Below are 26,020 nucleotides of genomic sequence, written 5' to 3' on the forward strand. Positions count from 1 at the left end.
CTTCTGCATCCGTGCTTCTATCTTTATCGTCTTAAGAGTTAAGTAAGACAAGGTAGGAAATTTCTCACATTAATTATTGCCATATTGTTAATACTTCGTTATTATGCCTCTCTTTATTGAATGCTAACAATTATCATTAACATTGCTATTTGTGTGCAAAGTTTGGTTGTTATCAAGACGCCAAACTGTCTAAAAGACAGTTCTCAAAAATAAACAGACCTCAAAAATTCTAATCCTGATAATAAAGCGAGTGTGTGATGCGTGAAGTAAAGCTAGCTAATCAATTGACGGTATTGTCCATGGGCGTGGCAGCGGTACTATGGTCACAAGCAGCCAGTGCCGCCACGGTAGAAAACCTACCAAATACCACCTTACAGACCATCACCGTGACTGCCAATAGCTCGGTACGTGACAATGTGCAAGAGGGCTCTGTTTACATAGATGATTACACTCCAGCTGCTCAAGCAAGCCATTTGAGTGATTTTTTAGAGGTAGTGCCAGGCGTTAGTGTCGGTGGCACGTCGTCGGTTAACCAGCGTATACGGGTGCGCGGACTTGATGACACCAATCTAAAAGTAACGATTGATGGCGCTCGTCAAGAGGGTGCTTTGTTTTATCATATGGGCGATGTCACGATTGATCCAGATTTGTTAAAACAAGCCGAGGTCGCGGTTGGTAATAACTCAGTGACACTTGGTAACGATGCCATCGGTGGTGCCGTGGCTTTTGAGACAGTGGATGCCGCAGACTTGCTTAAGCCGGGTCAAAAAATTGGCGCCAAATTGCACGCAGGCTATGGCAGTAACAATGATGAGCTATTGACCTCTGCCACCGTCTATGGTGCACCAGCAGAGAACGTCGATTTACTCGCGTATTATGGTAAGCGTGATGCCGAGGCGGGCGAAGACGGTGAAGGTCGCAAGATTCAAACCGAAGACAGTGAAGGCGAAAACATCCTATTAAAAGCTGGTGCTCATATTGCCAATGATCATCGTGTTGGTGCTAGCTTTAGCCGTACTGAGAACAAAGGAAAGTTCCCCCTACGTCCTGATTTTCCTGCCGGTGGTTGGAACCCCATTATTCCGCAAGAAGTCAAGCGTGATACTTATGCACTCGATTATACCTATAACCCAAGTAATCGCTTAATCGATGTTGATACCAATGTGTATCAGTCAAAGACTCAGATTTTACGTGATTCTGATTATCTGAAAAATCCTGGCTTTGAGTTTGATGCACAGGTGAAAACCACAGGCGCTAAGGTACAAAACACCAGTGTGATAGACAGCAGTATTATTGATGGTATCACTGGTACACATAAGCTGATTGCTGGTATCGAGCACTATAAAAAAGAGTCTGACATGTCTCGAGATTTTGTCAAAAGCGGTAGTGATGAGGCAACTAACACGTCAGTGTATCTAGAAGATCAATGGCAGGTGGGCAAACTGAGCCTAACGCCGGGCGTGCGTTATGACCGCTATGAGTCACCAGAGTTTGTCTCTGGCGGTAAGACTTATGACAATGTCGTCGGCGCGCTCGCTGCCAGTTACGAAATTGCGCCCCGTACACAAGTTTTTGCCAGCTATACCGAGCTGTTTAATGGCCCAGACTTAAGCCAAGCTATTTTTAACTCAAATGGTGCCGGCACCTATGTCAACAGTGACCTAAAAGCAGAAGAAGGCGCTAACGCGGAAGTGGGTGTCACCACGACGCTACGCGACTTGACCATCGCTGATGACGCGCTCCAACTAAGTGCTAAGTACTTTGAGACCGATATTGAAAATTATATTGAGTTTGTGCGCGCAGGGGACGGTAGAGTTGGTTTAGATTGTGCGACAGGTCAATTAAACGGTAGCTGCCAAGGCGTCATCAATAAAGACGAAGATTATAAGATTAAGGGCGTAGAGCTTGCTGCTGACTATAGAACAAATAATTTTAGCATGGGTCTAAGCTATGAACGTGCCCGTAGTGAAGGTGAAGATACGGGTTATAGCATCTCCTCAGTAAGCGGTAGCAGCTCTGAATCAGGTGACAAATACATGGTCAACCTTGGTTACGCACCAACAGACACGACAGAGCTTGGCTGGCGCAGTACCTATGTTGCTTCATTGACGCCTAACACTGGTGGTGATGATATTAAAAAACCCAACTATGATGTGCATGACATTTTTATGAGTTATTCCCCAAAACAAGTTGAGGGCTTAAAAGCGACGGTTGGGGTGTATAACCTCTTTGATGAAACCTATGCCAGCCATGCATCACGCATCGTTAAGCCTCGGGAAGATGGGGCTTTAAGAACTGACTTTGAGATGGGTCGTAACATCAAAACCTCTTTAACGTATCAGTTTTAGTACTACGGTAACCTAATGGTAGTTAAAAAGTCAGCTGTCTTTATAGGAGAGCTGGCTTTTTTATTGCCAGTGAGTTTTTAACGAGGGGATAGCCGTTATAAAAACCATTTTTAACAGCCCATTAAAATAATCACTTAATAAAGAACCAAGATCAATGATTTCATTTCATATGCGCCAAAGCTGCCTTTGGATTCATCGTTATACCGGGCTTGCTATGGCAGCCTTTTTAATTGTCACTGGTATCACAGGTACGCTCTTGGCATTTCATGACGAGCTGGATGAGGTGTTTAATCATAAGCTTGCTCACATCGAAGCGCAGCCAAAGCCGCTGCTACCGATAGCTGTACTGCATGATGGTGTGATCAGCGCCTATCCAGACTATAAGTTTTCTAGCATGCCAACCTCACTATCGACCACCCAATCAGCAGTGTTTTCGGTAGATAGGATGCGAGGGCAGGCCGCCAAAAACACTGCTAAAGCGCCATTTCAGGAAGTGTATGTCAATCCTTACGACGGCCATATCATTGGTACACGTAATAAGGATGAGTGGGCATGGCAAAACACCATGTGGAAAGTGTTTTGGTTGCATCGGGACTTATTGCTTGGCGATATTGGCAAATTGGTACTGGGTATTGTGGCACTGGTTTGGACAATTAACTGTTTTATCGGCTTTTATCTCACCTTTCCAAGAGCGGTTAAATCACATAAGTCCAAGCAAGATGCGCGTCAGACTTTATCTGGCAAAAAGCGTGCTTCTTTACTGAAGCGCTGGCTGCCTGCATGGAAAATCCGGCGTAAGACCAATACCTTTAAGCTAAATTATGATTTGCATCATGCGTTTGGTTTATGGCTGTGGCTCATGCTATTTGTCATCGCTTGGTCGAGCGTTGGTTTTAACTTAAAGTCGGTGTATCAGCCAGTCATGCAAGCAGTGGTAGGACTAGAGGGGAGAGAAGGGAGAGCACCCCAACCAAGCGCCCCCGTACCAACAGTCAAGTCGCCCAGCAGGGCGATGGTCGCTGGTACGAATGTGGTGAGCAAGGCCGATAGTATCGCGTATCTCAGTGCCCAGGCTGAGATTGCCGCTCACCGTCATGGGGCCCGCGTACAAGAACTACTGGGTATACGCTGGATGGAAGAAGACAACCAGTGGCAGATGCGTTTTAAAACGGATAAAGACATCGGTACGCACGGCGGGGCCTCATCAATTACGGTGAATGCAGCAACCGGTAAGGTTGAGCGCGTTCATTTTGGTAATCAAAGCGCATTTGGCAATAAAGTAGACCAATGGTTAGGGGCGCTGCACATGGGCCACATTGGTCAAGGGTGGGGACACCGATTGTATCAAGTGTTTTTAGCGATGATAGGTTTGGCCGTGACGGTGTTATCAGGTACTGGGGTTTATCTGTGGTGGAAAGGTCGACAGCAACGGGCAAAGCGTTGCAAAAGGTGACGAGATAAATGCAAACAGGGCTGGTGCCAGATACGCCAGTCCTTACACGGTATCGACAATCACCGGACGATCTTGATGACTCAATACAGTCACATCGACGTTATACAGCGCTTTCATGGTTTCTTTGGTCAGGACATCGGCGGGCTTACCAACCGCCATCACTTGACCGTCTTTCATAGTAACGACGGTATCCGCGAATTGCGCGGCTTGATTGATATCATGTAGGACGATCACAACAGTTTTTTGTTGACTGTGGCTCAACTCGCGTAGCTCACGCATCAGACGGCCAGCATGGTACATGTCCAAGTTATTTAGCGGTTCATCGAGCAATAGATAAGGCGTGTCTTGACAGACAATCATCGCAATCAATACCCGTTGGCGTTGCCCACCCGACAAAGTCGATAAAAACCGCTCGGCTAGGGGCTCAAGCTCAAAGCGTTCGATCACTTCCTGTACTTTTTGCTGATCCTCACTTGTTGGTTGTCCTTGATGATAAGGATATCGCCCAAACATCAATAGTTCATGCACCCGCAAGCGTCCTTGTACTTGGTTGTCTTGTCCGAGCATGGCGACGGTTTTAGCCAACACTCTTGCATGACAGCTTGCAATATCATGCTCACCGAAACTCACTTGTCCCGTCTGTAGTGGTTGCAAGCGTGACATGACTGAAAATAAGGTAGATTTTCCCGCACCGTTGGGGCCGATTAGGGCAATGATTTGGGCACTTGGTAAAGATAACGTCACGTTATGTAGGATTTGCTGTTTACCAATGTGGTGCGAGATATTATCTATTTTAATCATAACGTTTCTTGTGTTTATCGAATGGTAAATGGTCTTATTTTTAAGGCAGTCACTAAAGACGAGCGGCGCTGTTTATTAACGAGGCTGTTTATTAATGACGCTGAGTCATAAAAATCAATAATAAAAATACTATCCCGCCTGCTAACTCAATGACGACCGATAGTACCCCGGCCATGCTCAGTACTTGCTCAAATACAGTCTGACCGAGCACTAAGCATATCATTGCCACCAAGCTGACCAATATCAGGCGCTCACTATGATACATATGGCGAGCGATACGGTTGGTCAACGCGCAGACTAATAAACCAAAAAAGGTCACAGGTCCGACCAGTGCGGTGGCAGTGGCGACCAACACCGCGATGACGGTTAGTAGCCCAAATGCTAAGCGTTGATAGTTGATGCCAAGGTTGGTGGCTTGTGCCTTACCTAACATCAATACATCGCACTGATAGCGCCAACGCCAAATAAACCACCCACTAATGAGACAAATAAATAGGCTGATCCCAAGCAGTTGTGGATTCACCGTATTAAATTGGGCGTAACTGGCAGACTGTACCACGACGAAATCATCGGGATTAATCAATCGCGCAATCAAGGCCGATAAGCTGCGAAATAACACCCCAAAGATCACGCCTACCAATATCAATCGGGTCAAATCTTGACTGCTTTTGGCAAACAACAACTGAAACAACAGCAATGACGCGCCAAACATCAGGACAATTTCAAGCGTAAATTTGGCAATGGGATTGATACTGGTAAAGCTAATCGCACCCAAAAAGAAAACCAACAAGCTTTGCAGCAAAACATACAGCGAGTCAAAACCCAATAAAGAGGGGGTTAAGATGGGGTTGTGCGTCAAGGTTTGAAACAGTAATGTTGAGACGCCAATCGCATATCCGACCACCATCAATGCCAGTAGTTTTTTGCCTCGAAGCGGCAGAGCAAAGTCCCAATGCCCATTGACATTGAGCGTTAAAAATAGCGTCATTGAGATAAGCAGTATAACGGCTGCAATTGATTTTGGATGGTTGGCGATAAATGCCCAAAACTGGGTTAAGTGACTTTGTCCAGTAGCCGATGAGTATTGATCATTTATCGCTGGGCTGGTATGGGTAGAGTCAGACTTTGTAGAGCTAGGCCTAGACGGTGAAAGCATGTTAAATCCTATGGTGCCAAGCTTATCTAATCAAACAAAATAACGATAAAATAAAAAACATAATAAGCGGTAATAAGTGCTTATCGTTCAGAGGGGGCGCGCAGCAATAGCCATAAGAACAGCACCGTACCGACCACACCAAAAACGGTGGCGACAGGCACTTCAAATGGATAGCGAATAGTACGCCCAATAATATCGCACAATAAGACTGCCGATGCCCCTAACAGCGCAACTGCTGGCAGGCTACGGCGTAATTTATCCCCCATCACGCGGCTAACGATATTGGGAACGACCAAGCCAATAAAAGGGATCATACCAACCGTCACGACCACCACAGCGCTCATCATCGCCACCATGCCGACCCCAAGCCACGTGACCTGTCTTTTGCTAATGCCTAAGTTTAGCGCGATATTATCACCCAGACCTACGATGGTCAGCTTGTCAGCAATAATGTAAGCTAGGATGCACAGTCCGCCCGTCAGCCACAAAAGCTCGTAACGCCCTGCCAAGACCCCAGAAAAATCACCAAATTGCCAAACACTGAGCATCTGTAACGACTCGGTTTGATAAGCGATAAACGTGGTTACCGCCTCAATGATACCGCCAAAGACAATACCAATCAGTGGGATCATCAAAAAATCAGTCGGTGGAATACGGTGAATCAGCAGCATAAATAACATCATGCCAAACACGGCTGCGATGGTGGCCACGCCCATTTTTATAATGAGTGCGCTGGCTGGGAACAGCAAACTGACCACCAACAGTCCAAGCGCCGCGCTTTGGGTCGCACCGACCATCGATGGTTCAACGAAGCGGTTTTTTAGTACCACTTGAATGATCATGCCTGCCACTGCCATAGCGACACCAGTCAAGATAATGGCAATGGTACGTGGCATGCGGCTGACAAGCATGAGTGAGCTATCAGAGTTCGCACTATGGCTGATAACGCTTTGCAACATACCTGCCCACGAAAAATCCGCCACACCAATAGACAAACTTAATAACACCAAAAGCCCCATAATAATGAGGCTACCCGTGTTCATTAACCACGGCGGTATCGCCGCACGTCGATGTGTAAGGCTCAGGCCGTTACTCGCTCTTTTTTGCCAACTTGATGAGGCTGTTGCCAAAGAAGAGCTCTCTTTAACGCTGGTATGAGCACGATGTGAAAATAACGACATAGTGGCTACTGGCTTAGAAAGTGAAATTTATAACGGAAGTTCAGAGCAGTGGCTCGAACAGTGACAGTCTTTATTTAGCGCCAGCAAACGCGTTCTTAATAGTGGTCAAGTCTTGTATCCACTGATAATAGCCACCGAATGCTAGGTAAGAGTCTGGGCTAAGGTATACCACTTGATCTTTACTCCAAGCATTGGTTTGTGCGACCAGTGGATTGTCTAACACCGCTTTGGCACCGACGCCATCTTCGCCAATTGCCGCACTACGATCGAGGACAAATAACCAGTCTGGATTGGTCTTTTGTATATACTCAAAAGAGACGGGTTGACCGTGGCGGGCGTCTTTAATTTGATCATCGGCCATGGGGACACCAAGGACAGAATGGATAAAGCCATAGCGTGATTTATCACCATACGCCGACATTTTATTGCCATTGACCATAATGACCAAACCTGTACCTTTGTTTTTGGTCACGGTTTTAGTGTCGTCAATAAGGGTATCAATATTCCCTTGCAGTTTTGCCGCTTGATCACTTTTACCAAATAGCGCCCCCAAATCATGTAAGCGCTGCTTGCTTGATTCATAAATGTTCGCTGTATCAATCGTCATATCTAGCGTTGGCGCGATATTCGATAACTCATCATATTTTTCTGCCATACGTGAGCCGATCAAGATAGCTTGTGGCTGCATCGCATTTAGGGCTTCAAGATCTGGCTCAAACACGGTGCCAACGCCTTTTGGTTCAGGCTGAGTTTTTGCATGTAAGTTGTCTAACACCAGATTACTTGGGGCGCCATCGACAGCCACATCAAGTGCGGCCAAATCTTGCATCAAAGTCATGTCATAAACGACTAGCGGCGAGGGATTGATTGCTAAATCAACATCCCCTTTCACCGTATTGACCGCGATGGTCTCAGCAGAGACGGCGTCATTGTTGGCAACATTTGAGGCGGCATCAGCGGTTTGGTTTTCAGCCTTGCTTTCTGCTGGCTCAGAGTCGTTCGACTCAGGCGAGCTACAGCCTGTCACACTAATGGTGGCCACAAGCGCTGTCATGATTGCAGTCAAGAGCGGGCGTTTAAAGAGAGGGGCAGTAGAGCGATTAGAAAATAAAGTCGTAGACATAAATAACTCGGTACATTAGATGATTAGGAGAGATGTGAATAAAACAGTGACCATGTAAAATAAAAAGCGTTTGCTTGGTGCAGCTGTCCACACCATGGAGAGCTTGTTGTTACAGTATTAAAAACTCTCCACTTTAAAAACTATCCACTTTTATGACTTGGTTTTTTTGTACTTATGTTTTTGGCGCTTGTGTTTTTATCACCGTAAGAATTTTTAACATTATAAGATGAGTATCCAAGAGGCGTTTATGATAAATTAATTGAGACTCATTATCAATACAAATGATAATGATTTTTATTAACGCTGTTGTTGCATCGAAAGTGAGTCAATACAAAAAAGCTGCGCGCACTTGTATTAGCAGTCATTGGCTTTATGACACTGGCTAAACAAAATTTTTATAATTTATTATTGATAATAATTATCGTTTGCATTATTATCTACGCCATTCTATTTCAGTTAATTAATATTAGGGTGTTATGAGTTCAACGGATTTAGGGGCGCCACCACTTAGACTGATACTTACGGCTATTATTATAGTTGTGGGGTTGCACTTATTGACGGCAATAGCACTAGTGGCGATCAAAACACCTGAACTAAAAATCGAGTCAGAAAAGAGCCCGTCGCCTATCGAGATAGAGCTGGTCACGTTGCCTACTAAAGAGGCCACCTCTGAGGTGGAGGTGAAAGAGGTAACTCCTATAGAGGAGCCCGCCCCTCAGGTTATAGAGCCAAAACCAAAGACCGTACCAGAAGTAAAACCCCAACCAAAAAAACCAGTCGTGCCAGTAGTAAAAGAAGAGAAAGTTAAGCCTAAAACACCACCGGTAGTGCCAGTAAAAAAACCAAAGGCTGAAGAGCGGCCAAAAGAAACCTTGGTAGAACCCAAAGCTGATGCGAATGAACAACGTAAAATCATAGCAGCACAGGCTAAAGCGGCGCAAGAAGCGCAAGCTAGGGCCGCACAAGAAGCGCAAGCGAGAGCTGCTCAAGAAGCACAAGCCAGAGCCGCTCAAGAAGCGGCAGCCAAAGCGGCTCGTGACGCTCAAGCCGCCGCTGATGCCAAAGCAGCAAGAGAAGCCGCCGAGTCGGCTGCTCGAGCCAAAGCAGCAAAAGAGGCCCAAGCGGCTGCTCAAGCAAAAACCCAAGCGGCTGCCGCTGCCAGTAATACGCCTGTGAATTTTACAGCGAGCGCCGCAAATTGGGCCTCTGCGCCAAACTTTAGCTTTCCGGATCGCGCTGCCCGTAGAGCTCGATCAGGCGATGTGTTAGAGGTGGTGCTGGTATTAAGAGTGAATAAGCAGGGCGGTATTGATAGCGTACGTGTGGCTCAATCCTCAGGCAATACTCTGTTAGACAAAGAAGCCCAGCGTCAGGTCCGTTCTGGTACATTTAGACCTTTTACAAAAAATGGTGCACCCGTTGTGGGCAATGTCACCTTACCTATCGCTTATAAGGTGCCGTAATACATAGCTGCATTACTTTAAGTAATGCCACTTTAAATAACGTCACCGCGATAGACAATCAAGTAACAGCAATGAAATAACAACTCAAGGAGTCTGACATGGACTTTACAGCGTATTGGCAATACAGCGACATGGTGACCAAAAGCCTGTTCTTTGTACTTTTGGCCCTATCCGTCATTTCATGGGTAACTGGCATCATTCGTGTGTTGCAAAGCCGCAAATTGGCTGCCAATGTTGCAGACGATTTGAGTCAGCAGATTCAGCCAAAACAAGCCGAGCTCACAGAGTCGGACGCTGCTACGCGGCGTTTGGTCACTGAGCAGACCTTGCTCAAGCACATTGGTCGCTACCGTTTTGCCAGTGAGCGCGGGCTGCCTATCCTTGGTACAACAGCAGCGATTGCGCCATTTATTGGTTTGTTTGGCACGGTGTGGGGTATTTTTCACGCACTGCACAATATTGGTATGAGTGGACAGGCAGGATTGGGACAGGTGGCAGCACCAGTAGGTGAGGCACTTATTATGACTGGGCTTGGTATCGCGGTTGCTATTCCAGCTGTGGTGTTTTACAACCTTGCGGTACGCATCAATCGCCGTGTGATGTACCACGCCAACGACAGAGCGCACGATCTATTAGCAAACTCTGCAAAATTGGCCGCTAGCCCCCAGTCTCGAGCAAACAGTACGCCCGTCGCTACTCAAACTCAGTCAGCCAAAGGTCAGCATATAATGGCAGAGGCAGAGAGTGTGCAGCAAGCCGGACACTATAGTCGCTCAGCTTCATCATAATCATGGCAAGAAGCGATTGATCAGGTTGTCAGTCAAGAGAGAAAACAGCTAGCAGTATTGTGAATAACGAATTGTATTGAGAGTAACTATGGCATTTCAATTGGGTGATGATGACGTACAAAGTATGAATGAGATGAACCTCATTCCGCTTATCGATATCATGCTGGTATTGATGATTATATTTCTACTGACTGCGACCGTACTAAATCCGACGGTGCCATTAGACTTGCCGAAGACCAGTGCGGCGGTGAATGAGACCCCACCAGAAGCCATTCAAATTAGTATTGATAAGGACGCAGGAATATTTTGGGACAGCGATCCGATTAGTATGGAGGAGCTAGAAGCACGGCTACAAGAGCAAAGTGTGGCTGGTAAAGACCCCTCTGTACAACTGCGAGCTGACAAAGAGAGTAAATACGATACCGTCGCTCAGGTGTTGGCAGCCACCAGCCAAGCTGGACTTACCAAAGTAGCCTTTGTCAACGAGTAGCTGTCATAAAGCCGTGTAGGCAACTACATAGCAATGGTTTTATGGCAAAAGTTTCATGACAAAGATTTTATGGCAAAAGTTTCATGACAAAGATTTTATGGCAATGGTCTAATAACGCCAGTCAGGCCATCTATATCAGTAAGCTGGCTAACAAAATCAGTAAGCTGATTAAGAGAAAAATCAATAAAACAATAAGAAGAACCATTAAAATAATAAATTTCTCCTTCAACCTCGTTTGGGTAACCTTGCGAGGTTTCCTTTGTTTTTTAAGGTGTTTCTGGTTTTTAGAGAAAGCCGGTAGTCCCAGTGCATCCATATCTAGAGTCTAGCATTTACCAGCCGAAGCCAAATGGATGGTAGCCGTAACCAAAACGCCCAGGCCCATAGCCAAATGGGTAGGGAGAACGTAAATAATCGAGATCGCGCTGGCGGATATAATAGTAGCGTCCTTGAGCGTAAGCCTCTTCTAGCTTTTCGATCCCGTCGAGTGGGCAAACAGGCTGCCAATCATATCCTTCACGTCCGAGCTTATAAGCATTGAGTTCGGTACAGTATTTCTTGAGGCCCTGCAGGCGACCTTGCTCCCATTGTGTGCGGTTGGGCATGACGCCGCCGACACGCGCACAGCGATCGGCATAGTGTCCAAAGTAAGCTCCTGAGCGCCCCTGTAGGCCGTCCGCATAGCCGACTTCTTGCCAGTTGCTGTCCTGACACTGCTCAGGGGTTAGGCTTTGGGTCGTGGCACAGCCTGATAAGGTCAGCAATGCGGCGCTTATTAAGGGTATGGTCATACCAGATAGGCTGACGGATTTACTGGCCAATTTACTAGAAAAAGCAGCGATTGATGAGTTCAGCTCAATAAGATAATTCATAATAAACCTGCGCGCGTTTAAAATTATGGTTTATCATAGCACTTTTTTATACTGACAATTTTTTATATCTTGTTATTATGTTGGTATTTAGTGGTGCTAAGTGTTTGATATATCGTTATAAATAGCAGCGGTGGTGTAAGCTGAGTGAGGGATTTTTTGAGGATTAGACAGGCACTGTGCTTGATTTTTAATGGTTCATGCTCATTATAAGTCCCTATATACCAGCGACTTCTCTTATAGACAGATAGTTAAATAATGGCAGTTGTGTGGTTAGCGTTACTTTAATTTAGTCAAAAGGTCAGACTATCATGGGAATATTGATTGGCGTTGTCATTGTACTATTCGTATTAGGGAGTATGATGGCGCTCAAACCTAACGGTATCGATCAGCGTTTGGATAAGCTGCGTATGACCGCGCGTCGACTACAGCTAAATCCAAAGCTCGTTGCGTGCCCTGACTGGATAAAGGGCCGGGACAATGAGTATGGTCGCGGCATGATGGGGCAATATTGTTTGGTTCTAGAAAATACGCAGTTGCCGCACACACGTTATCAAGTAATCGATGGACAATGGCGACCAGACAGCAGTTTTGTTGATACCACTAAAGAGGATGTCAGGCTCAATATTCCAAGTGCCATTCGTTCGACTCAAGGCCATACCAATACGGTACTCAAGAAGACCAATTTTAGTCTGGACAAAACACCGCTGGACTTACCAGTCAGTGTTGAGCCGTTCGTCAAGGGCTTATTGACTAAGGCAAATAGCATCATTATTTATTGGGAAGATATTGCCTACGTGCGGCCCTCAACCAACCCCGCTTATCAGCAAAAATTGATTGAAGCAGACTTGTTGGTGCTGAAGCAAAACCTTGAAAATTGGGCGCTACAGATGCAGAAAAAGACTGCGGAGTAATAAAGTGTTTTTAATCTCCAATAATAAGCAATATGCAAGCACTTTTGGCAAACGCCCAGTCATTTACAGTTGACAGTTTAACGCTTAGCAGTGTAACGTCTTTATAACTCACTCTTTAACTTATGGTTATTGTTTGTTTTTTAACCGTTTTTATGAGTCACTATTATTACAATAATTCGCTGAGCTGTTATAACTAACGATTATAAATTGCCATGCTGCTGAATTTATCCTTACTTTTAATCTACTTATATTATGGTGTCGTCACATATGGCAAAAACCACAACCAAAAAAAGTCCAGCCACGGCTGCTGACAGCCCAAAGGGTAGGTCTTTGGTGATTGTAGAATCACCGGCCAAGGCAAAAACGATCAACAAATACCTTGGTGATGACTTTATCGTACGTTCCAGTATCGGCCATGTCCGTGATTTACCGGTCAGTGCCAGTAAAAGCGCTAAAAAAACAGCCACTACTAAAAAAGATGACAGTCTGAGCAAAGAAGAAAAAGCACAGCAAGCATTGGTGCGGCGCATGGGGATAGACCCAGAGCATGATTGGGCGGCCGTCTATGAAGTACTGCCAAACAAAACCAAAGTCATCAAAGAGCTCAAAGCCTTAGCCAAAGACGCTGACAAGATATATCTCGCAACGGATATGGACAGAGAAGGGGAAGCGATTGCTTGGCATCTAAAAGAAGTCATTGGTGGTCCTGATAGCAAGTATCAACGTGTGGTCTTCAATGAGATTACCAAATCGGCGATTCAAAGTGCCTTTAAGCAGCCATCAAAGCTCGATATCGACCGTGTTAACGCACAGCAAGCGCGGCGTTTTTTAGATCGAGTGGTTGGCTTTATGGTCTCGCCACTCTTATGGCAAAAGATTGCTCGTGGTCTGTCGGCAGGGCGTGTACAGTCGGTTGCCATGCGTTTGGTGGTTGAGCGTGAGCATGAGATTCGCGCCTTTATTCCAGAAGAGTATTGGCAGATTCATGCCGATACCCATATTGCTGATAGCAAAGCCAAAAACACCAAAGACGCTGAGCAAATCGGTATTCGTTTGGAGGCGACCAAGCAAGGTGGTAAAACGCTTAAGCTCGTTAATAAAGAGCAGACCGATAAAGTATTGGAAGTGCTTAAAGCAAGCGACTTTATCGTCAAAGAACGCGAAGAGAAACCAACGCAGTCACGTCCAAGCGCGCCGTTTATCACCTCGACTTTGCAGCAAGCCGCCAGTACACGATTGGGTTTTTCTGTTAAAAAGACTATGATTTTGGCTCAGCGTCTATACGAAGCGGGTCACATTACCTACATGCGTACTGACTCGACTTTTCTGTCTGGAGATGCGCTAGCGGCCGTGCGTGGTCATATCGAAGACAGCTATGGCGCTAAGTATGTGCCAGAAAAGCCTAACTTTTATGGCAATAAACAAGGGGCCCAAGAGGCGCATGAAGCCATTCGCCCCTCTAATGTCAATATGAAGTCAACCCAGCTTAAAGGGGTTGAGCGTGACGCCATACGTTTGTATGAGCTGATATGGCGTCAGTTTGTCGCCTGTCAGATGCTACCTGCAAAATACCTATCAGTGAATTTATTTGTGGGTGCAGACGATGTTGAGCTAAAAGCGCGCGGTCGTACCATGGTATTTGATGGCTACACAAGAGTCATGCCACCAGCCAAGACCGACGATACCTTATTACCTGATGTCAAAAAAGGCGATAAATTAACGTTAGATAAGCTCGATCCGAGCCAGCACTTTACCAAGCCGCCACCGCGTTACACTGAAGCAAGCTTGGTAAAAGAGCTTGAGAAAAAAGGCATTGGCCGTCCATCGACCTATGCTTCTATCATCTCGACCATTCAAGATCGCGGTTATGTGAAGCTTGAAAATAAGCGCCTGTTTGCCGAAAAAATGGGTGATATCGTCACCGATAGACTGACGGCCAGCTTCCCAGACTTGATGGATTATACCTTTACGGCCGCATTAGAGGATAAGCTCGATCACGTGGCAGAAGGTGATAAAGACTGGAAAGATGTGCTTGATAGCTTCTATGGCGAGTTCAAAACCACGCTTGAGCATGCCAAAGAAAAAGACGGCATGCGTCCGAATGATCCAACCGATGTGCCAGATGTCCATTGCGATATTTGCGACCGTCCGATGCAGCTGCGTACGGGCTCAACGGGAGTATTTTTAGGGTGTACGGGCTATAACCTTCCGCCAAAAGAGCGCTGCAAAGGCACCAAGAATTTAATGCCAGTCGAGGCTTTTGCCAATCTTGATGAAGGCGACGCGGCCGATGAGACAGCCGAAGTCAAAGACTTAATGGAGAAAAAGCGCTGTCCGAAATGTGGAACGGCGATGAATGGTTATATCGTCGATGGCGGTCTCAAGTTGCACGTCTGTGGTAACAACCCTGATTGCGACGGTTATATCTTAGAAGAAGGCAAGTTCGAAGTGCCGGGATCAGACGCACCGACCATCGACTGTAACAAATGTGATGGGCAGATGGAGCTAAAGACGGGACGTTTTGGTCCTTATTTTGCTTGTCAGAAGTGTGATAACACTCGTAAAGTCCTCAAAACAGGCGAAGCAGCACCGCCGCGTATGGATCCCATTCATATGCCGGAGCTAAAGTCGACCAAGCATGATGATTACTTCATTTTGCGGGAAGGGGCGGCTGGTATGTTTTTAGCGGCATCTAAGTTTCCAAAAGTCAGAGAAACACGTGCGCCAAAGCTTGCTGAGCTGAGAGAAATTAAAGATAAGATGGAAGATAAGTTCCAGTATCTGTTTGAAGGCCCAGATGAAGATCCGGAGGGAAATCCAACGATACTGCGCTGGTCGCGTAAGAAAAAAGAGCAGTATATTGGCTCTGAGAAAAACGGCAAGGCCACCCGTTGGGGTGTGTATTGGCGTAAAGGTGAATGGGTAGAGGAGTAATTCTCCTTTGTCTTTCGGCTTCATATCGAATGTATAGCCTGCCATATTGTTATTGTTTGAGCCACAAAAAAACCTCTTAGGATACTAAGAGGTTTTTTCTGATTAAAGTAGTAAGTAAATATACAAATTTTGCTTAATCTTAAATCACTGTGCTTAATATTAAGCCACTATATCTTAAACCATTATGAGAATTAGGTTTTTTCGATGATACCACAAGCGACGCGTTCACCAGCGTTACCAGATGGCTGGCTCTGATAGTCATCAGCGTTAGCGTGGACGATAAATGCCAAGCGATTGACGCTGTATTTGCCTACTTCAGCAGCAGAGATTTTTTTATTCACATAATTAATCGTAGCAACGCCATCTTCATTGGCAGTTAAGTTTGGCAAGTCGCCAGCATGTCCATTCATATCATCTGGATGGGCGTGTGGGTTGTTATCTGGGTTAAAGTGGCCACCTGCCGCTTTGCCCATATTGGCACAGCTACCCGTTTCATGAATGTGTAGGGCAACTGTTTTGCCCGGTTGTAAGTTCATAAGTTTGCCGTACACTTGGACACCGCCATCAACTGGGCGTAAAAATACTTGTCCAACTTCATTTTTATTACCATCAACTGCTTTGATCGTTGACTTTAACACAGGCTGGCTCAAAGGATTGCCAGTTTGCATTTGATCTGCCACTGTTTGGCAACCAGTCATCGCTAAGGCTGAACCACATAGTAACGCACTTGCAAGCATTGTCTTATTCATTGTTATCTCCATTTATCGTTAATCATTATGACGAATATATTTAGCTATAATTTTATTTAAAATGTTCGAACATTCCTTATTGTCACGGATTAGTATAGCCAAGCGCTCGCTATAGTTATTCATCAAATGCGCAACAGTCGGTTAATAAATGTAAGTAACGTATGGGTTTGAAAATTGTTTTAGAAAAGAGGTATCAGCATCACCTACTCATATTACGACCACCATTTTTATTTAGTATCGTAAACTCTCTTTGGTAGTTCTTGGTTTTGCCAGACTAAGGTTTCACCTGATTCCATCGTTTGCAATAAATTATAGCTAGGCATGTCTGTTTGGTTTTTTGATGATGTTGACATTTCCTCTGAGGATTGCAGACTTAAGCTAAGCTGGCTACTGCTATCACGCATTAGATTAAAAAGAGCAGTTTCAATGCGATTGCCCGTCTCACCGCAGCCCATCATCGTGCTGATAATCATGCCAATTTTTAGCGTATTATCGTCCAGTAGAAAATAAGGGGCACCAGAGCCGTTACAGCCAGAATTAAATGATACGTATGTTTGGTCAGAATCGTCTCTAAAGGTAACAGAAATAGGCCAGTCAGAATGATAGAAATTACCTATAGGTTTTCTAGAAACAAGCTGCCCTTTGTCATCGTAATGATTATCGACAGCACTGACCAAATGCCAGTCATAGCGCTTTAATAGTTCAGCATTTATCGGTAAACTCGTAGGTGCAGGTAGCGTTTTTGCCATCCCTGTAAAGACAAGTTGATTGCCGTTTTCCATGATAAGTGCAAGGCGCTTTGGCGCAGCAAACGTATTACCTTGTGAGGTTGATGGTACTGTAGGTAGCAACTTAATCCCAAAAAGATACGTGCCGTAGTCCTGAAACAGCGTGCGGATATTGTGGTCATCAGGCCTACTTGTCGTGCAGGTCGCTGGTAACTGTACAATATAGCTGGCATAACTGTATGGAGGCGCGCCAGTAAATAGATCGATTTTATCGTGATTGCAACCTTGATAAAAATGCAGGCTACCTGGGTCAATAGCCAAACGGATAGGATCTGTACCGTGGATAGTGATGGGCTGACCGTCATATCGCGTTACCTCTGACAGTTGCCAGTTGTAGCCACTGCTCCATTGCATCACTTTATTCTCTGGAATCTCGACTGTATCGGTTTGTGCAATACTGTCTGACATAGATAATGATGTGTTACTCATCGATTGGCAACCTGATAGTGCAAGCAATGTACTACAAAACATTACGCTGGCAAGTATTACTTTTTTCATTATAGAATCCTTTTTATTTTTCTTAATGATCTATCCATTATTTAGAGGTATTTTTCCAAATGAGTGTCTCGCCAGAATCTAGCTGTTGAGTCAGTAAGTAGCTTGGCTCTGATTGCTCAGTAGCACTAGTTGGTGCATTATCTGCGTGCGTTAAGATCAGTTGACTCGTGCTATGGGTCATCATACGTCGAAGCCGTGATTCGATATCATCAAGAGCATCGCCACAGCTCATCATGGTGGAAGGAGAGCTGCCAGTAAGTAAACTTTGATTGACAGAGAGGGCATAAGGCCCACCAACGCCGTTGCAGCCCACAGACACACCAAAGTTTTGACCATATATACCTGACTTAAAGCCATTTTGTTTGTCACTTTCATCGCCACTATAGTTATTCAAACCATAGGAAAGTATAATAGGCTTTTCTGTTTGCGTAAATTCGCTCATGACTGCGCCTGCTTTGTTCGTCACTTGTACCAGCTGCCAGCGATAGCTCTCTAATAATTCATTGGTGAGTGGTATGCCAGCTCCCAAGTGTTTAGGTTTTGGTGTGCCCGTAAAGACAAGGGTTTTGCCCTTATCCGTCTTCAAAGCCAGCTGTTTTTCTACGGTTTTGGTAGCACGTACTGACTGAGGCCGCGCGGGGTCAAATGTAAAATCTGTTCCTGCATAGGGCTTAAAAGTCGTGTTTAACAGATGTGCTGTATCGCTAGGGATGATTTTATTACCGCGCCAGTCTTGGGTGGTTGCTTGATATATCGCAGTGCAGTCAGCAGCCGTGACTGGTGATTTGGCCATATCTTGTATTGATGCCTGTGTATAAGGGTAAGGTAGAGGCAGCCACATATCAAAGGACACAAGGTATCGGTAACAGCCATCATCAAAGGTTAATAGGTCTGGGCGAACGTCCATCGTTAGGGGTGGCTGAAGGTTGGCGCGTATGAGCTTGTCTTTATCGTTACTGACGTGGGTCAATTGCCAGTTATAGCTTGTGATGTTCTGAAACAGCCTAGGCTTTAGGGTAGCGGCTGACCAGTTTTTATTGTCAATGACGGTACCGGTTTGTGCTGAATTATTAACACTATTGGACTGACAACCCAATAAAGCGATTGGTAGTAATGTGCTTATTACAACTAGAGACGCCCTTAAACGGTTTAACATTATATATTCCTACTTAATGGACATTTGTTTGAAATATATCATAATATTTTAAGGACATTGTTTTTTATTATTGCCAAAAAAAATCCGCCCACCATAACAGTGAGCGGATTTTTACTTTTAAGACTTAACTAATGACTCATCAATTAGTTGTGTAGCGCTTTGCCAGAGGTTTTATCAACGGTTACTTTGGCTGGCTTAAGTGGAATTGGCATACTGACCAAAGCCACTTTTAATATCTCATCAATCGTCGCCACTGGTTGAATGGTCAAACCTGCTTTGACATTGTCAGGGATATCAGCCAAGTCACGCTCATTAGATGCTGGAATCAAGACGTGTTTGATACCACCGCGATGGGCCGCGAGTAACTTCTCTTTGAGACCGCCGATGCGCAGGATTTTACCGCGTAAGGTGATCTCACCTGTCATGGCAATGTCTGGACGAATGGCGATACCCGTCAAGGCAGAGACCAGTGCGGTTGTCAGAGCGCCACCGGCAGATGGACCATCTTTTGGTGTTGCACCTTCTGGCATGTGCACGTGGACGTCAGTTGTTTTGACCGTTTCATAGTCAATGCCTAGGCTGTCACCGCGGGCACGCACCACACTCATGGCAGCGCGAATAGACTCTTTCATCACATCACCGAGTGAGCCCGTAAAGCTAAGCTCACCTTTGCCTTTCATCGCAACTGCTTCGATGGTTAAGAGCTCACCACCGACTTGTGTCCATGCAAGCCCCGTAATACGACCAATCTCAGGCTCTTCTTCCGCCAGACCGTAGTCATACTGATGCACCCCTAGATAGTCATCGATGTTTTTGTCATCGACCACGACCAGTTCGCGTTCTGCTTTTTTCGGAGCGCGAGCGCCATGCGTCTCAACCGAACCGCGAACCACTTTGCGGCAGATTTTATTCACTTCACGCTCAAGGTTACGCACACCAGCTTCACGCGTGTAGCTGCGTACGATGCTATGCAATGCCGCTTCAACAATCTCAATTTCGCCTTCTTTGAGACCATTTTGCTTAATGGCTTTGGGCACCAGATACTTCTGCGCGATATTGACTTTCTCTTCTTCGGTATAGCCCGGCAGACGAATGACTTCCATGCGGTCAAGAAGGGCGGGCGGGATGTCCATACTATTGGCCGTACAGATGAACATCACTTGTGATAAGTCTAGGTCCATATCTAAATAATGGTCATTAAACGTATCGTTCTGTGATGGATCTAATACTTCAAGCAAGGCTGACGCTGGGTCACCGCGGAAGTCTTGCGCCATTTTATCGATTTCATCCAACAAGAACAGCGGGTTTTTGACTTCAGCTTTTGCCAGTGATTGCACGATTTTACCTGGCATGGCACCGATATAAGTACGGCGATGACCACGAATCTCTGCTTCATCACGTACGCCGCCCAATGCCATACGGACAAACTTACGGCCAGTTGCGCGAGCGATCGACTCACCCAGTGAGGTTTTACCCACCCCTGGCGGCCCGACGAGACAAAGAATCGGACCACGCAGTTTTTTCACGCGTGACTGAACGGCGAGATACTCTAAGATGCGATCTTTCACATCTTGCAAGCCGTAATGGTCTTCATCTAAGACGGTTTTGGCTTTGTCTAGATTGATAGAGACTTTGGTCGTCGCATTCCACGGCGTATCCAAAATCCATTCGATATAGTTGCGTACCACTGACGATTCACTCGACGCAGGCGGCATCATTTTGAGTTTTTTAAACTCTTGCTCGGCTTTTTTGCGCACATCATCTGGCAAGTCCGCCTCTTCTAAACGCTGCTCAAGCTCAGCCACATCGTCTTCACCATCGAACGCGCCGTCATTCATATCTGACAGCTCATTTTTAATGGCTTTCATCTTCTCATTTAAGAAGTATTCGCGCTGATTGTCTTCCATTTGCTGACGCACGGCATCTTGGATATCTTGTTCGATGTTTTGTTCAGCACTTTGCTTGACCAAGTACTCAGTCAAGGTGTTGATATGCGTTTTGATATCGTCTTGTTCTAAGAAAGACTGCTTTACGTCAAGGTCCATCGAGACACGGGTTGAGATGAAATAGACCAGCTCAAGTAAGTCGTCAATACGCTTCGCCACACGCGTCAACTCACGCGCATTACGCAGACGCGCATCTGCATAGCTTTCAAACAACGTGGTCAAAGCTTGGATGGTGTTTTTTTGTTGGCTCTCATCCATGCTGACATCAAGGTCGGCCCGCTCAAAGCTCGCCATTAACAAATCGTCGTGATTTTCAATACTATCGACGCGTGCACGGTACTGACCTTCGATCAATACTTTGATGCAGCTCTCATCGCTATCATGCGGCATGGTGCTGACGATACGGCACACCGTACCATATTGATATAAGTTGTCTTGATCGATGTCTTCGGTCAGTGAGTCTTTTTGCGCCACAACCAGTACCTTGTTGCCGTACTCGGCTTGGGCCAATTCGACGGCTTTCACCGATGGCGCACGTCCCACAAATAGGGCAATTTGCATGTGTGGATAAACGACAACGTCTCGCAGTGCCAATAATGGTAAATAGTCTTCAGTACCATCGTTTTTAACCGTACTGTCATGACTATCATTGTCTGTAACAGTATTCGAGGTTGCATCTAACTCGTTATCAGACGAGCTTTCTAGCGTGCTGTCTTCTGCGGCAGTAGATGAAACGTCGATATCGATGTCGATATTGTCTTGGGCAATTTTATGTTCACTCATATATTCTTCCTCGTTCACCAGACTTGTAAAGTCAAGTTCGTGGTTCATGTTTAGATAAATGGTGCTCACAGATAAAATTGCAAGGCTTATTGGTCAAGTCACCTGCTTATATTCGTTAAATTGTTGTACGTGTCTAAATATTAAAATGAAGAACGTAATAAGTTGAATGCGTTACCGCACCTCCACCTTAAAATCGTTACTCTGCGACTGGTATAAATCTTCCTTGCTTGCTACTGTCACAGAGGCTACGAAAAATTCACCCCAGTCGCCTATAGCGATGAACGTATCGATTTTATTTGTAACTGACTATAGCATGCAGCTAATGCCTATTGGGTTCTATACATAGGTTTTATAGGCAAAATAAGGTAAACTGACGCGCGCCAATATTAGCGTCTCACTTTTATTTTATAACGACCATAGAAGTCGTTTGTGACGCTAAGGCCGTATTCACAGGTTTTAAGTTATTCATAGGTCGCAATCAGACCAAACAGAGCGATCAGACCGAACAAAGGACAACACATGGCAATCAATGCAGTACTGCTGGCAGTCATCATCATGCTGGGGCTGTCACTTTCGCGAGTGCACGTGGTGCTCAGTTTACTAATTGGGGCGCTGGCGGGCGGCCTGCTGGCGGGTCTTGGCATCACAGATACTTTAGAGGCCTTTCAAGAAGGTATTCGTAATGGTGCGCAAATCGCGCTCTCATATGCGTTACTTGGCGCCTTTGCGGTTGCGATTGCGCATTCGGGCTTGCCGCAGTCTTTGGCAGGGGCGGTCATCAAGCGCATTGACGCCGCTGGCACGAGTGGCATGATTAAGTACATGCTGTTTGCCGGCTTAATCACCATGAGCTGCTTTAGTCAAAATTTAATTCCTATTCACATTGCGTTTATCCCGCTGCTTGTGCCGCCATTGTTGTTGGCGTTTAATCGAATGCACATTGATAGACGTCTGATTGCTTGTCTGATTACTTTCGGGCTGGTCACCACCTATATGTTTATTCCGTATGGCTTCGGTGATATTTATCTCAACCAAATCATGCTCAAAAACGTGGGTGAAGCGGGTATTGATGTTGCCAATCTCTCTGTGGTGACAGCCATGGCTATTCCTGCATTGGGTATGCTGATTGGTTTGCTAATAGCGGTATTTATTAGTTATCGTAAGCCGCGAGAGTATAAGCAAGTGGCGATAGACAAAGAAGCACGCGACGCAGTGGTAGAGGGGGATGCGCTTAGTAAAACGGCCGCTGGTGCCCAGTCGCAAAGCAAGCTTAAAACGCTGGTGGCACTAGCTGCCATTGTCACCGCTTTTGTTGTCCAGCTTTACACGGACTCGCTACTACTGGGCTCGATGTTTGGTTTTGGTGTTTTTATGGCAACAGGAGTGGTCAAGTGGCGTGATGCGGATGGTGTCTTTAATGACGGTATCAAGCTGATGGCGATGATTGGTTTTATTATGATTACCGCGCAGGGCTTTGCAGAAGTCATGAAAGCGACCGAGCAGATTCAGCCATTGGTTGATGGTGCCGCGTCGCTGTTCGCTGGTAACAAAGCCATGGCGGCATTTATTATGCTACTCATTGGTTTGATTGTGACCATGGGTATTGGTTCGTCGTTTTCGACCATTCCTATTTTGGCCGCGATTTATGTACCGCTGTGTATCTCTCTAGGGTTTTCACCACTCGCGACGGTTGCAATTATTGGTACGGCTGGCGCGCTCGGTGACGCGGGATCGCCTGCGTCAGACTCAACCCTTGGGCCAACCTCTGGTCTAAACATCGACGGTCAGCATGACCATATCAAAGACAGTGTGGTACCGACATTTTTGCACTACAACATACCACTACTGGTGTTTGGCTGGATTGCGGCGATGGTGCTTTAGCAAATGACTTGAATGGTTGGGTTTGATATAAAAGGCGGGTATAGCAACTATTATAAATAGTAACTATACTCGCCTTTTTCACTTTTACTCATTGCTTAATCGATGTATTTCTTAGTATTCATCATCAAAATCATTGATCTCATCATTTAAACTACTCAAAAAATCATCACTTTGCGCGAGCAACTCATTTAAGCGTTCTTCATTGACGAGCCTTGTCATCTCCTCAGAGCTAAATGGCTGCTCTTGACTGTAGTAACGTTGCTCTCTAGCATCTTCATTGCCTAACGTTTGCAAATATTCATCCACCCTGTCTGCACTGGAATCAGCAGCGTTAGCGTCTTTTTCAGACTTTTTATTATCTTTCATCAAAACCACCTTATCCCATTTGGCGTAATCAAACCGTCTAACGGCACATCCCAAGGTTGCCGTTGCAAGGTGTCAACCACTTGAAAATCATAACACCAGCCAATTTTAAGGGGTTTTTTAGCCCCTGACTGATAGATTTTACCAAGCGTGGTGTCATAAAATCCGCCACCCATGCCCATACGATTACCGTGTTTATCGACCGCGACTAACGGACAGATAATCACGTCTAGTTCTGACGCCCATAGCAGAGCGCGACTGTGATTTTGCTTCATGCCGAGCTGATGAATGCGAGTGGGGACATTGATTAGTTTTGAATGATAAATTGGTACAAAACGCAATCGCTTATCGTCATTGCCATTGCTAGTACGACCAAGTGAACCGACCACAGGCAAATAAGGTAAATAGCCTAAGCGCTTGCACCAATCCAGTAGTGGCTGAGTGGGCAGCTCGCCAAAACCATCATAATATAGACCAATACGCGCATTGATTGGCAACCGCTGCTGTAATTTGGTTAAATGCAAGCTTGCGGACTGAGCATATTGTCTACGCTCACCATCACTTAACTGACGACGCTGACGCGTAAACAAACGTCTGGGTGGGTTACTGGCTTTAGACGCCTTCAATTCAGGTAACTTAGGATTGTTTGGTTCAGGAGGCATAGAGACACTATCCGATCATGTATTAAGTTGATGAGGGCTGGTGCTTTTAGACGCTAGCAAAGCTTATTTGTGAATATTCAACACGGCCTAGTCATGCTATCATAACGCCACTTTACATCGTATTCTTCTTTATGTGCAGCAGATGTTGCACTTTTTACGGCTCAGCCATACATCAAATCATCAAAGAGGGTAGTTATGTCGACACAGAATCAGGCAACTCGTACGGAAAAAGATACCATGGGCAACGTGGAAGTCCCAGCTGATGCTTATTGGGGCGCGCAAACTCAGCGTAGCCGCGAAAACTTCAAAATCGGTGGCGAGACATTGCCGCGTCCGATGATCGAAGCGATGGCAATGGTTAAAAAGGCTGCTGCGATTACCAACGCCAGTCTTGAGCGTATCGAAGGGGACAAGCGTGACTTAATCGTACAGGCTGCTGACGAAATCATCAACGGTGGTCTAACGGATCAGTTTCCCCTCGTCGTATGGCAGACGGGTTCTGGTACACAGTCAAACATGAACATGAACGAAGTACTTGCCAACCGTGCCAACGAAATCGCTGGTTCTGAGCGTGGCAGCTATACGCCAATTCACCCGAATGACCATGTAAACCACGCGCAATCTACCAATGACAGCTTCCCAACGGCGATTCGTGTGGCTGCGGCTCGTCAGATCAACAGCTTGTTGATTCCTGCGGTTACCGCACTACGCGATACGTTGGACAAAAAAGCCAAAGAATTCGATAGCATCGTAAAAATCGGTCGTACCCATTTGCAAGACGCCACGCCTTTGACCCTAGGCCAAGAGTTCAGCGGCTATGTCAGCCAACTGGACCACTCATTGACTCGTATTGACAATGCACTACAAGGTCTATATGAGTTGCCACTAGGCGGTACAGCGGTTGGTACTGGTCTAAATGCCCATCCTGACTACGCAGTAAAAGCTGCTGAGCAATTAGCAACATTGACTGGCTTGCCATTTGTGACGTCACCAAATAAATTTGAAGCACTAGCGGCTCGTGATGCCGAAGTATTTGCGTCAGGCGCCCTAAAGACGTTGGCAGGTAGCTTAAATAAAATCGCGAACGACGTACGCTGGTTGGCATCTGGCCCTCGTTGCGGTCTGGGCGAGTTGACGATTCCTGAGAACGAGCCAGGCTCTTCTATCATGCCAGGCAAAGTAAACCCAACTCAGTCAGAAGCTATGACGATGGCTGTGGCGCAAGTCATGGGTAATGACACGACGATCAGCATGGCTGGCGCGTCAGGTAACTTTGAGCTAAACGTGTATAAGCCAGTGATCGCATTCAACTTGTTGCAATCAATTAAACTGCTTGGTGATGCGTGCAACAGCTTTAACGAAAACTGTGCGGTGGGTATCGAGCCCGTAAAAGATAAAATCGATGACTTCTTGCACAACTCATTGATGCTAGTCACCGCGTTGAACCGCCATGTTGGTTATGAAAACGCGGCAAAAATCGCTAAGACGGCTTATAAAGAAAACAAAACCTTGAAGCAAGTTGCGGTTGAGCTGGAGCTATTAACTGAAGCGCAGTTTGATGAGTGGGTAACGCCTGCGGATATGGTACATCCTAAGTAAGTTATTTAATACTTTCTTAGCATAAAAAAAGACCTTGTCACGTCATGTGGCAAGGTCTTTTTATTTACGCTTTTG

General features: G+C 45.8%; 20 protein-coding genes. 9 read left to right on the forward strand and 11 right to left on the reverse strand.

Features of this window, described 5'->3' with window-relative positions; translation table 11 throughout:
• The first annotated feature begins 257 nt into the window (after positions 1–257).
• A complete protein-coding gene (locus B2P60_RS04460; protein ID WP_286739666.1) occupies positions 258–2,348 on the forward strand; it encodes a TonB-dependent receptor domain-containing protein in 2,091 nt (696 codons plus the stop codon).
• Positions 2,349–2,517: 169 nt separating this feature from the next.
• Complete coding sequence (locus tag B2P60_RS04465; protein ID WP_286739667.1) at positions 2,518–3,801, forward strand: PepSY-associated TM helix domain-containing protein; 1,284 nt, start codon at positions 2,518–2,520, stop codon at positions 3,799–3,801.
• A 42-nt stretch (positions 3,802–3,843) separates the two neighbouring features.
• Here B2P60_RS04465 and B2P60_RS04470 read toward each other — a convergent pair whose 3' ends face one another.
• The 4 genes from B2P60_RS04470 to B2P60_RS04485 form a co-directional block, all read right to left on the reverse strand.
• Positions 3,844–4,602 carry an ABC transporter ATP-binding protein gene (locus tag B2P60_RS04470; RefSeq protein WP_286739668.1) on the reverse strand — a complete coding sequence of 253 codons (759 nt, stop codon included), beginning with the start codon at positions 4,600–4,602 and terminating at the stop codon, positions 3,844–3,846.
• A 91-nt stretch (positions 4,603–4,693) separates the two neighbouring features.
• Positions 4,694–5,758 (reverse strand): iron chelate uptake ABC transporter family permease subunit, encoded by a 1,065-nt coding sequence (locus B2P60_RS04475; protein ID WP_286739669.1) that lies wholly within the window; start codon positions 5,756–5,758, stop codon positions 4,694–4,696.
• A gap of 80 nt (positions 5,759–5,838) precedes the next feature.
• Positions 5,839–6,801 carry an ABC transporter permease gene (locus B2P60_RS04480; protein ID WP_414706625.1) on the reverse strand — a complete coding sequence of 321 codons (963 nt, stop codon included), beginning with the start codon at positions 6,799–6,801 and terminating at the stop codon, positions 5,839–5,841.
• A gap of 208 nt (positions 6,802–7,009) precedes the next feature.
• A complete protein-coding gene (locus B2P60_RS04485) occupies positions 7,010–8,062 on the reverse strand; it encodes a siderophore ABC transporter substrate-binding protein (RefSeq protein ID WP_198333963.1) in 1,053 nt (350 codons plus the stop codon).
• A 476-nt stretch (positions 8,063–8,538) separates the two neighbouring features.
• Here B2P60_RS04485 and B2P60_RS04490 point away from each other — a divergent pair, with 476 nt between their 5' ends.
• The 3 genes from B2P60_RS04490 to B2P60_RS04500 all read left to right on the forward strand — a co-directional run bounded on the left by B2P60_RS04490 (position 8,539) and on the right by B2P60_RS04500 (position 10,803).
• Positions 8,539–9,525: an energy transducer TonB gene (locus tag B2P60_RS04490; RefSeq protein ID WP_286739674.1), complete on the forward strand. Its 987-nt coding sequence runs from the start codon at positions 8,539–8,541 to the stop codon at positions 9,523–9,525.
• A 98-nt stretch (positions 9,526–9,623) separates the two neighbouring features.
• Positions 9,624–10,313 (forward strand): MotA/TolQ/ExbB proton channel family protein, encoded by a 690-nt coding sequence (locus B2P60_RS04495; protein WP_286739675.1) that lies wholly within the window; start codon positions 9,624–9,626, stop codon positions 10,311–10,313.
• A gap of 88 nt (positions 10,314–10,401) precedes the next feature.
• Positions 10,402–10,803, forward strand: coding sequence for an ExbD/TolR family protein (locus B2P60_RS04500; RefSeq protein ID WP_198333966.1), 402 nt, complete (start codon positions 10,402–10,404; stop codon positions 10,801–10,803).
• Between the two features lie 332 nt (positions 10,804–11,135).
• Here the strand turns inward: B2P60_RS04500 and B2P60_RS04505 are convergent, their stop codons facing one another.
• Entirely contained in the window at positions 11,136–11,675 is a 540-nt protein-coding gene (locus B2P60_RS04505; RefSeq protein ID WP_286739677.1) for a DUF2799 domain-containing protein, read from the reverse strand.
• A gap of 308 nt (positions 11,676–11,983) precedes the next feature.
• On the opposite strand from B2P60_RS04505, the gene B2P60_RS04510 reads away from it, so the two are divergent.
• Entirely contained in the window at positions 11,984–12,586 is a 603-nt protein-coding gene (locus B2P60_RS04510; RefSeq protein ID WP_286739678.1) for a hypothetical protein, read from the forward strand.
• A gap of 267 nt (positions 12,587–12,853) precedes the next feature.
• Entirely contained in the window at positions 12,854–15,520 is a 2,667-nt protein-coding gene (gene topA, locus B2P60_RS04515; protein ID WP_286739679.1) for a type I DNA topoisomerase, read from the forward strand.
• 191 nt (positions 15,521–15,711) lie between these two features.
• Here the strand turns inward: topA and B2P60_RS04520 are convergent, their stop codons facing one another.
• From B2P60_RS04520 to lon, 4 genes are all read right to left on the reverse strand, one after another.
• Positions 15,712–16,269: a superoxide dismutase family protein gene (locus B2P60_RS04520; RefSeq protein ID WP_193005397.1), complete on the reverse strand. Its 558-nt coding sequence runs from the start codon at positions 16,267–16,269 to the stop codon at positions 15,712–15,714.
• Positions 16,270–16,496: 227 nt separating this feature from the next.
• Positions 16,497–17,555, reverse strand: coding sequence for an META domain-containing protein (locus tag B2P60_RS04525; protein WP_198333970.1), 1,059 nt, complete (start codon positions 17,553–17,555; stop codon positions 16,497–16,499).
• Positions 17,556–17,592: 37 nt separating this feature from the next.
• On the reverse strand, positions 17,593–18,711 hold the full coding sequence (locus B2P60_RS04530) for an META domain-containing protein (RefSeq protein WP_286739681.1): 1,119 nt from the start codon (positions 18,709–18,711) through the stop codon (positions 17,593–17,595).
• A gap of 143 nt (positions 18,712–18,854) precedes the next feature.
• A complete protein-coding gene (gene lon / locus B2P60_RS04535; protein ID WP_286739682.1) occupies positions 18,855–21,440 on the reverse strand; it encodes an endopeptidase La in 2,586 nt (861 codons plus the stop codon).
• 519 nt (positions 21,441–21,959) lie between these two features.
• On the opposite strand from lon, the gene B2P60_RS04540 reads away from it, so the two are divergent.
• Positions 21,960–23,321, forward strand: coding sequence for a Na+/H+ antiporter family protein (locus B2P60_RS04540; RefSeq protein ID WP_286739684.1), 1,362 nt, complete (start codon positions 21,960–21,962; stop codon positions 23,319–23,321).
• Positions 23,322–23,432: 111 nt separating this feature from the next.
• Here B2P60_RS04540 and B2P60_RS04545 read toward each other — a convergent pair whose 3' ends face one another.
• A complete protein-coding gene (locus tag B2P60_RS04545; RefSeq protein ID WP_193005395.1) occupies positions 23,433–23,687 on the reverse strand; it encodes a hypothetical protein in 255 nt (84 codons plus the stop codon).
• Positions 23,687–24,346, reverse strand: coding sequence for a 5-formyltetrahydrofolate cyclo-ligase (locus tag B2P60_RS04550; RefSeq protein ID WP_286739685.1), 660 nt, complete (start codon positions 24,344–24,346; stop codon positions 23,687–23,689). Before B2P60_RS04550 ends, B2P60_RS04545 begins: the two co-directional genes overlap by 1 nt.
• A gap of 195 nt (positions 24,347–24,541) precedes the next feature.
• Between B2P60_RS04550 and fumC the strand changes: the two genes are divergently transcribed.
• Positions 24,542–25,945, forward strand: coding sequence for a class II fumarate hydratase (gene fumC / locus B2P60_RS04555; RefSeq protein ID WP_286739687.1), 1,404 nt, complete (start codon positions 24,542–24,544; stop codon positions 25,943–25,945).
• The last annotated feature ends 75 nt before the right edge of the window (positions 25,946–26,020 follow it).

The sequence above is a fragment of the Psychrobacter sp. UBA3068 genome (assembly GCF_002366815.1).
In the GTDB taxonomy this organism is placed as follows: Bacteria; Pseudomonadota; Gammaproteobacteria; order Pseudomonadales; family Moraxellaceae; genus Psychrobacter; species Psychrobacter namhaensis.

What these genes read in the sequence shown, in the direction of transcription:
- B2P60_RS04460 (WP_286739666.1), top strand. Translation starts at nt 258, where the DNA reads ATGCGTGAAGTAAAGCTAGCTAATCAATTGACGGTATTGTCCATGGGC.
- B2P60_RS04465 (WP_286739667.1), top strand. Translation starts at nt 2,518, where the DNA reads ATGCGCCAAAGCTGCCTTTGGATTCATCGTTATACCGGGCTTGCTATG.
- B2P60_RS04470 (WP_286739668.1), bottom strand. Translation starts at nt 4,602, where the DNA reads ATGATTAAAATAGATAATATCTCGCACCACATTGGTAAACAGCAAATC.
- B2P60_RS04475 (WP_286739669.1), bottom strand. Translation starts at nt 5,758, where the DNA reads ATGCTTTCACCGTCTAGGCCTAGCTCTACAAAGTCTGACTCTACCCAT.
- B2P60_RS04480 (WP_414706625.1), bottom strand. Translation starts at nt 6,801, where the DNA reads ATGAACACGGGTAGCCTCATTATTATGGGGCTTTTGGTGTTATTAAGT.
- B2P60_RS04485 (WP_198333963.1), bottom strand. Translation starts at nt 8,062, where the DNA reads ATGTCTACGACTTTATTTTCTAATCGCTCTACTGCCCCTCTCTTTAAA.
- B2P60_RS04490 (WP_286739674.1), top strand. Translation starts at nt 8,539, where the DNA reads ATGAGTTCAACGGATTTAGGGGCGCCACCACTTAGACTGATACTTACG.
- B2P60_RS04495 (WP_286739675.1), top strand. Translation starts at nt 9,624, where the DNA reads ATGGACTTTACAGCGTATTGGCAATACAGCGACATGGTGACCAAAAGC.
- B2P60_RS04500 (WP_198333966.1), top strand. Translation starts at nt 10,402, where the DNA reads ATGGCATTTCAATTGGGTGATGATGACGTACAAAGTATGAATGAGATG.
- B2P60_RS04505 (WP_286739677.1), bottom strand. Translation starts at nt 11,675, where the DNA reads ATGAATTATCTTATTGAGCTGAACTCATCAATCGCTGCTTTTTCTAGT.
- B2P60_RS04510 (WP_286739678.1), top strand. Translation starts at nt 11,984, where the DNA reads ATGGGAATATTGATTGGCGTTGTCATTGTACTATTCGTATTAGGGAGT.
- topA (WP_286739679.1), top strand. Translation starts at nt 12,854, where the DNA reads ATGGCAAAAACCACAACCAAAAAAAGTCCAGCCACGGCTGCTGACAGC.
- B2P60_RS04520 (WP_193005397.1), bottom strand. Translation starts at nt 16,269, where the DNA reads ATGAATAAGACAATGCTTGCAAGTGCGTTACTATGTGGTTCAGCCTTA.
- B2P60_RS04525 (WP_198333970.1), bottom strand. Translation starts at nt 17,555, where the DNA reads ATGAAAAAAGTAATACTTGCCAGCGTAATGTTTTGTAGTACATTGCTT.
- B2P60_RS04530 (WP_286739681.1), bottom strand. Translation starts at nt 18,711, where the DNA reads ATGTTAAACCGTTTAAGGGCGTCTCTAGTTGTAATAAGCACATTACTA.
- lon (WP_286739682.1), bottom strand. Translation starts at nt 21,440, where the DNA reads ATGAGTGAACATAAAATTGCCCAAGACAATATCGACATCGATATCGAC.
- B2P60_RS04540 (WP_286739684.1), top strand. Translation starts at nt 21,960, where the DNA reads ATGGCAATCAATGCAGTACTGCTGGCAGTCATCATCATGCTGGGGCTG.
- B2P60_RS04545 (WP_193005395.1), bottom strand. Translation starts at nt 23,687, where the DNA reads ATGAAAGATAATAAAAAGTCTGAAAAAGACGCTAACGCTGCTGATTCC.
- B2P60_RS04550 (WP_286739685.1), bottom strand. Translation starts at nt 24,346, where the DNA reads ATGCCTCCTGAACCAAACAATCCTAAGTTACCTGAATTGAAGGCGTCT.
- fumC (WP_286739687.1), top strand. Translation starts at nt 24,542, where the DNA reads ATGTCGACACAGAATCAGGCAACTCGTACGGAAAAAGATACCATGGGC.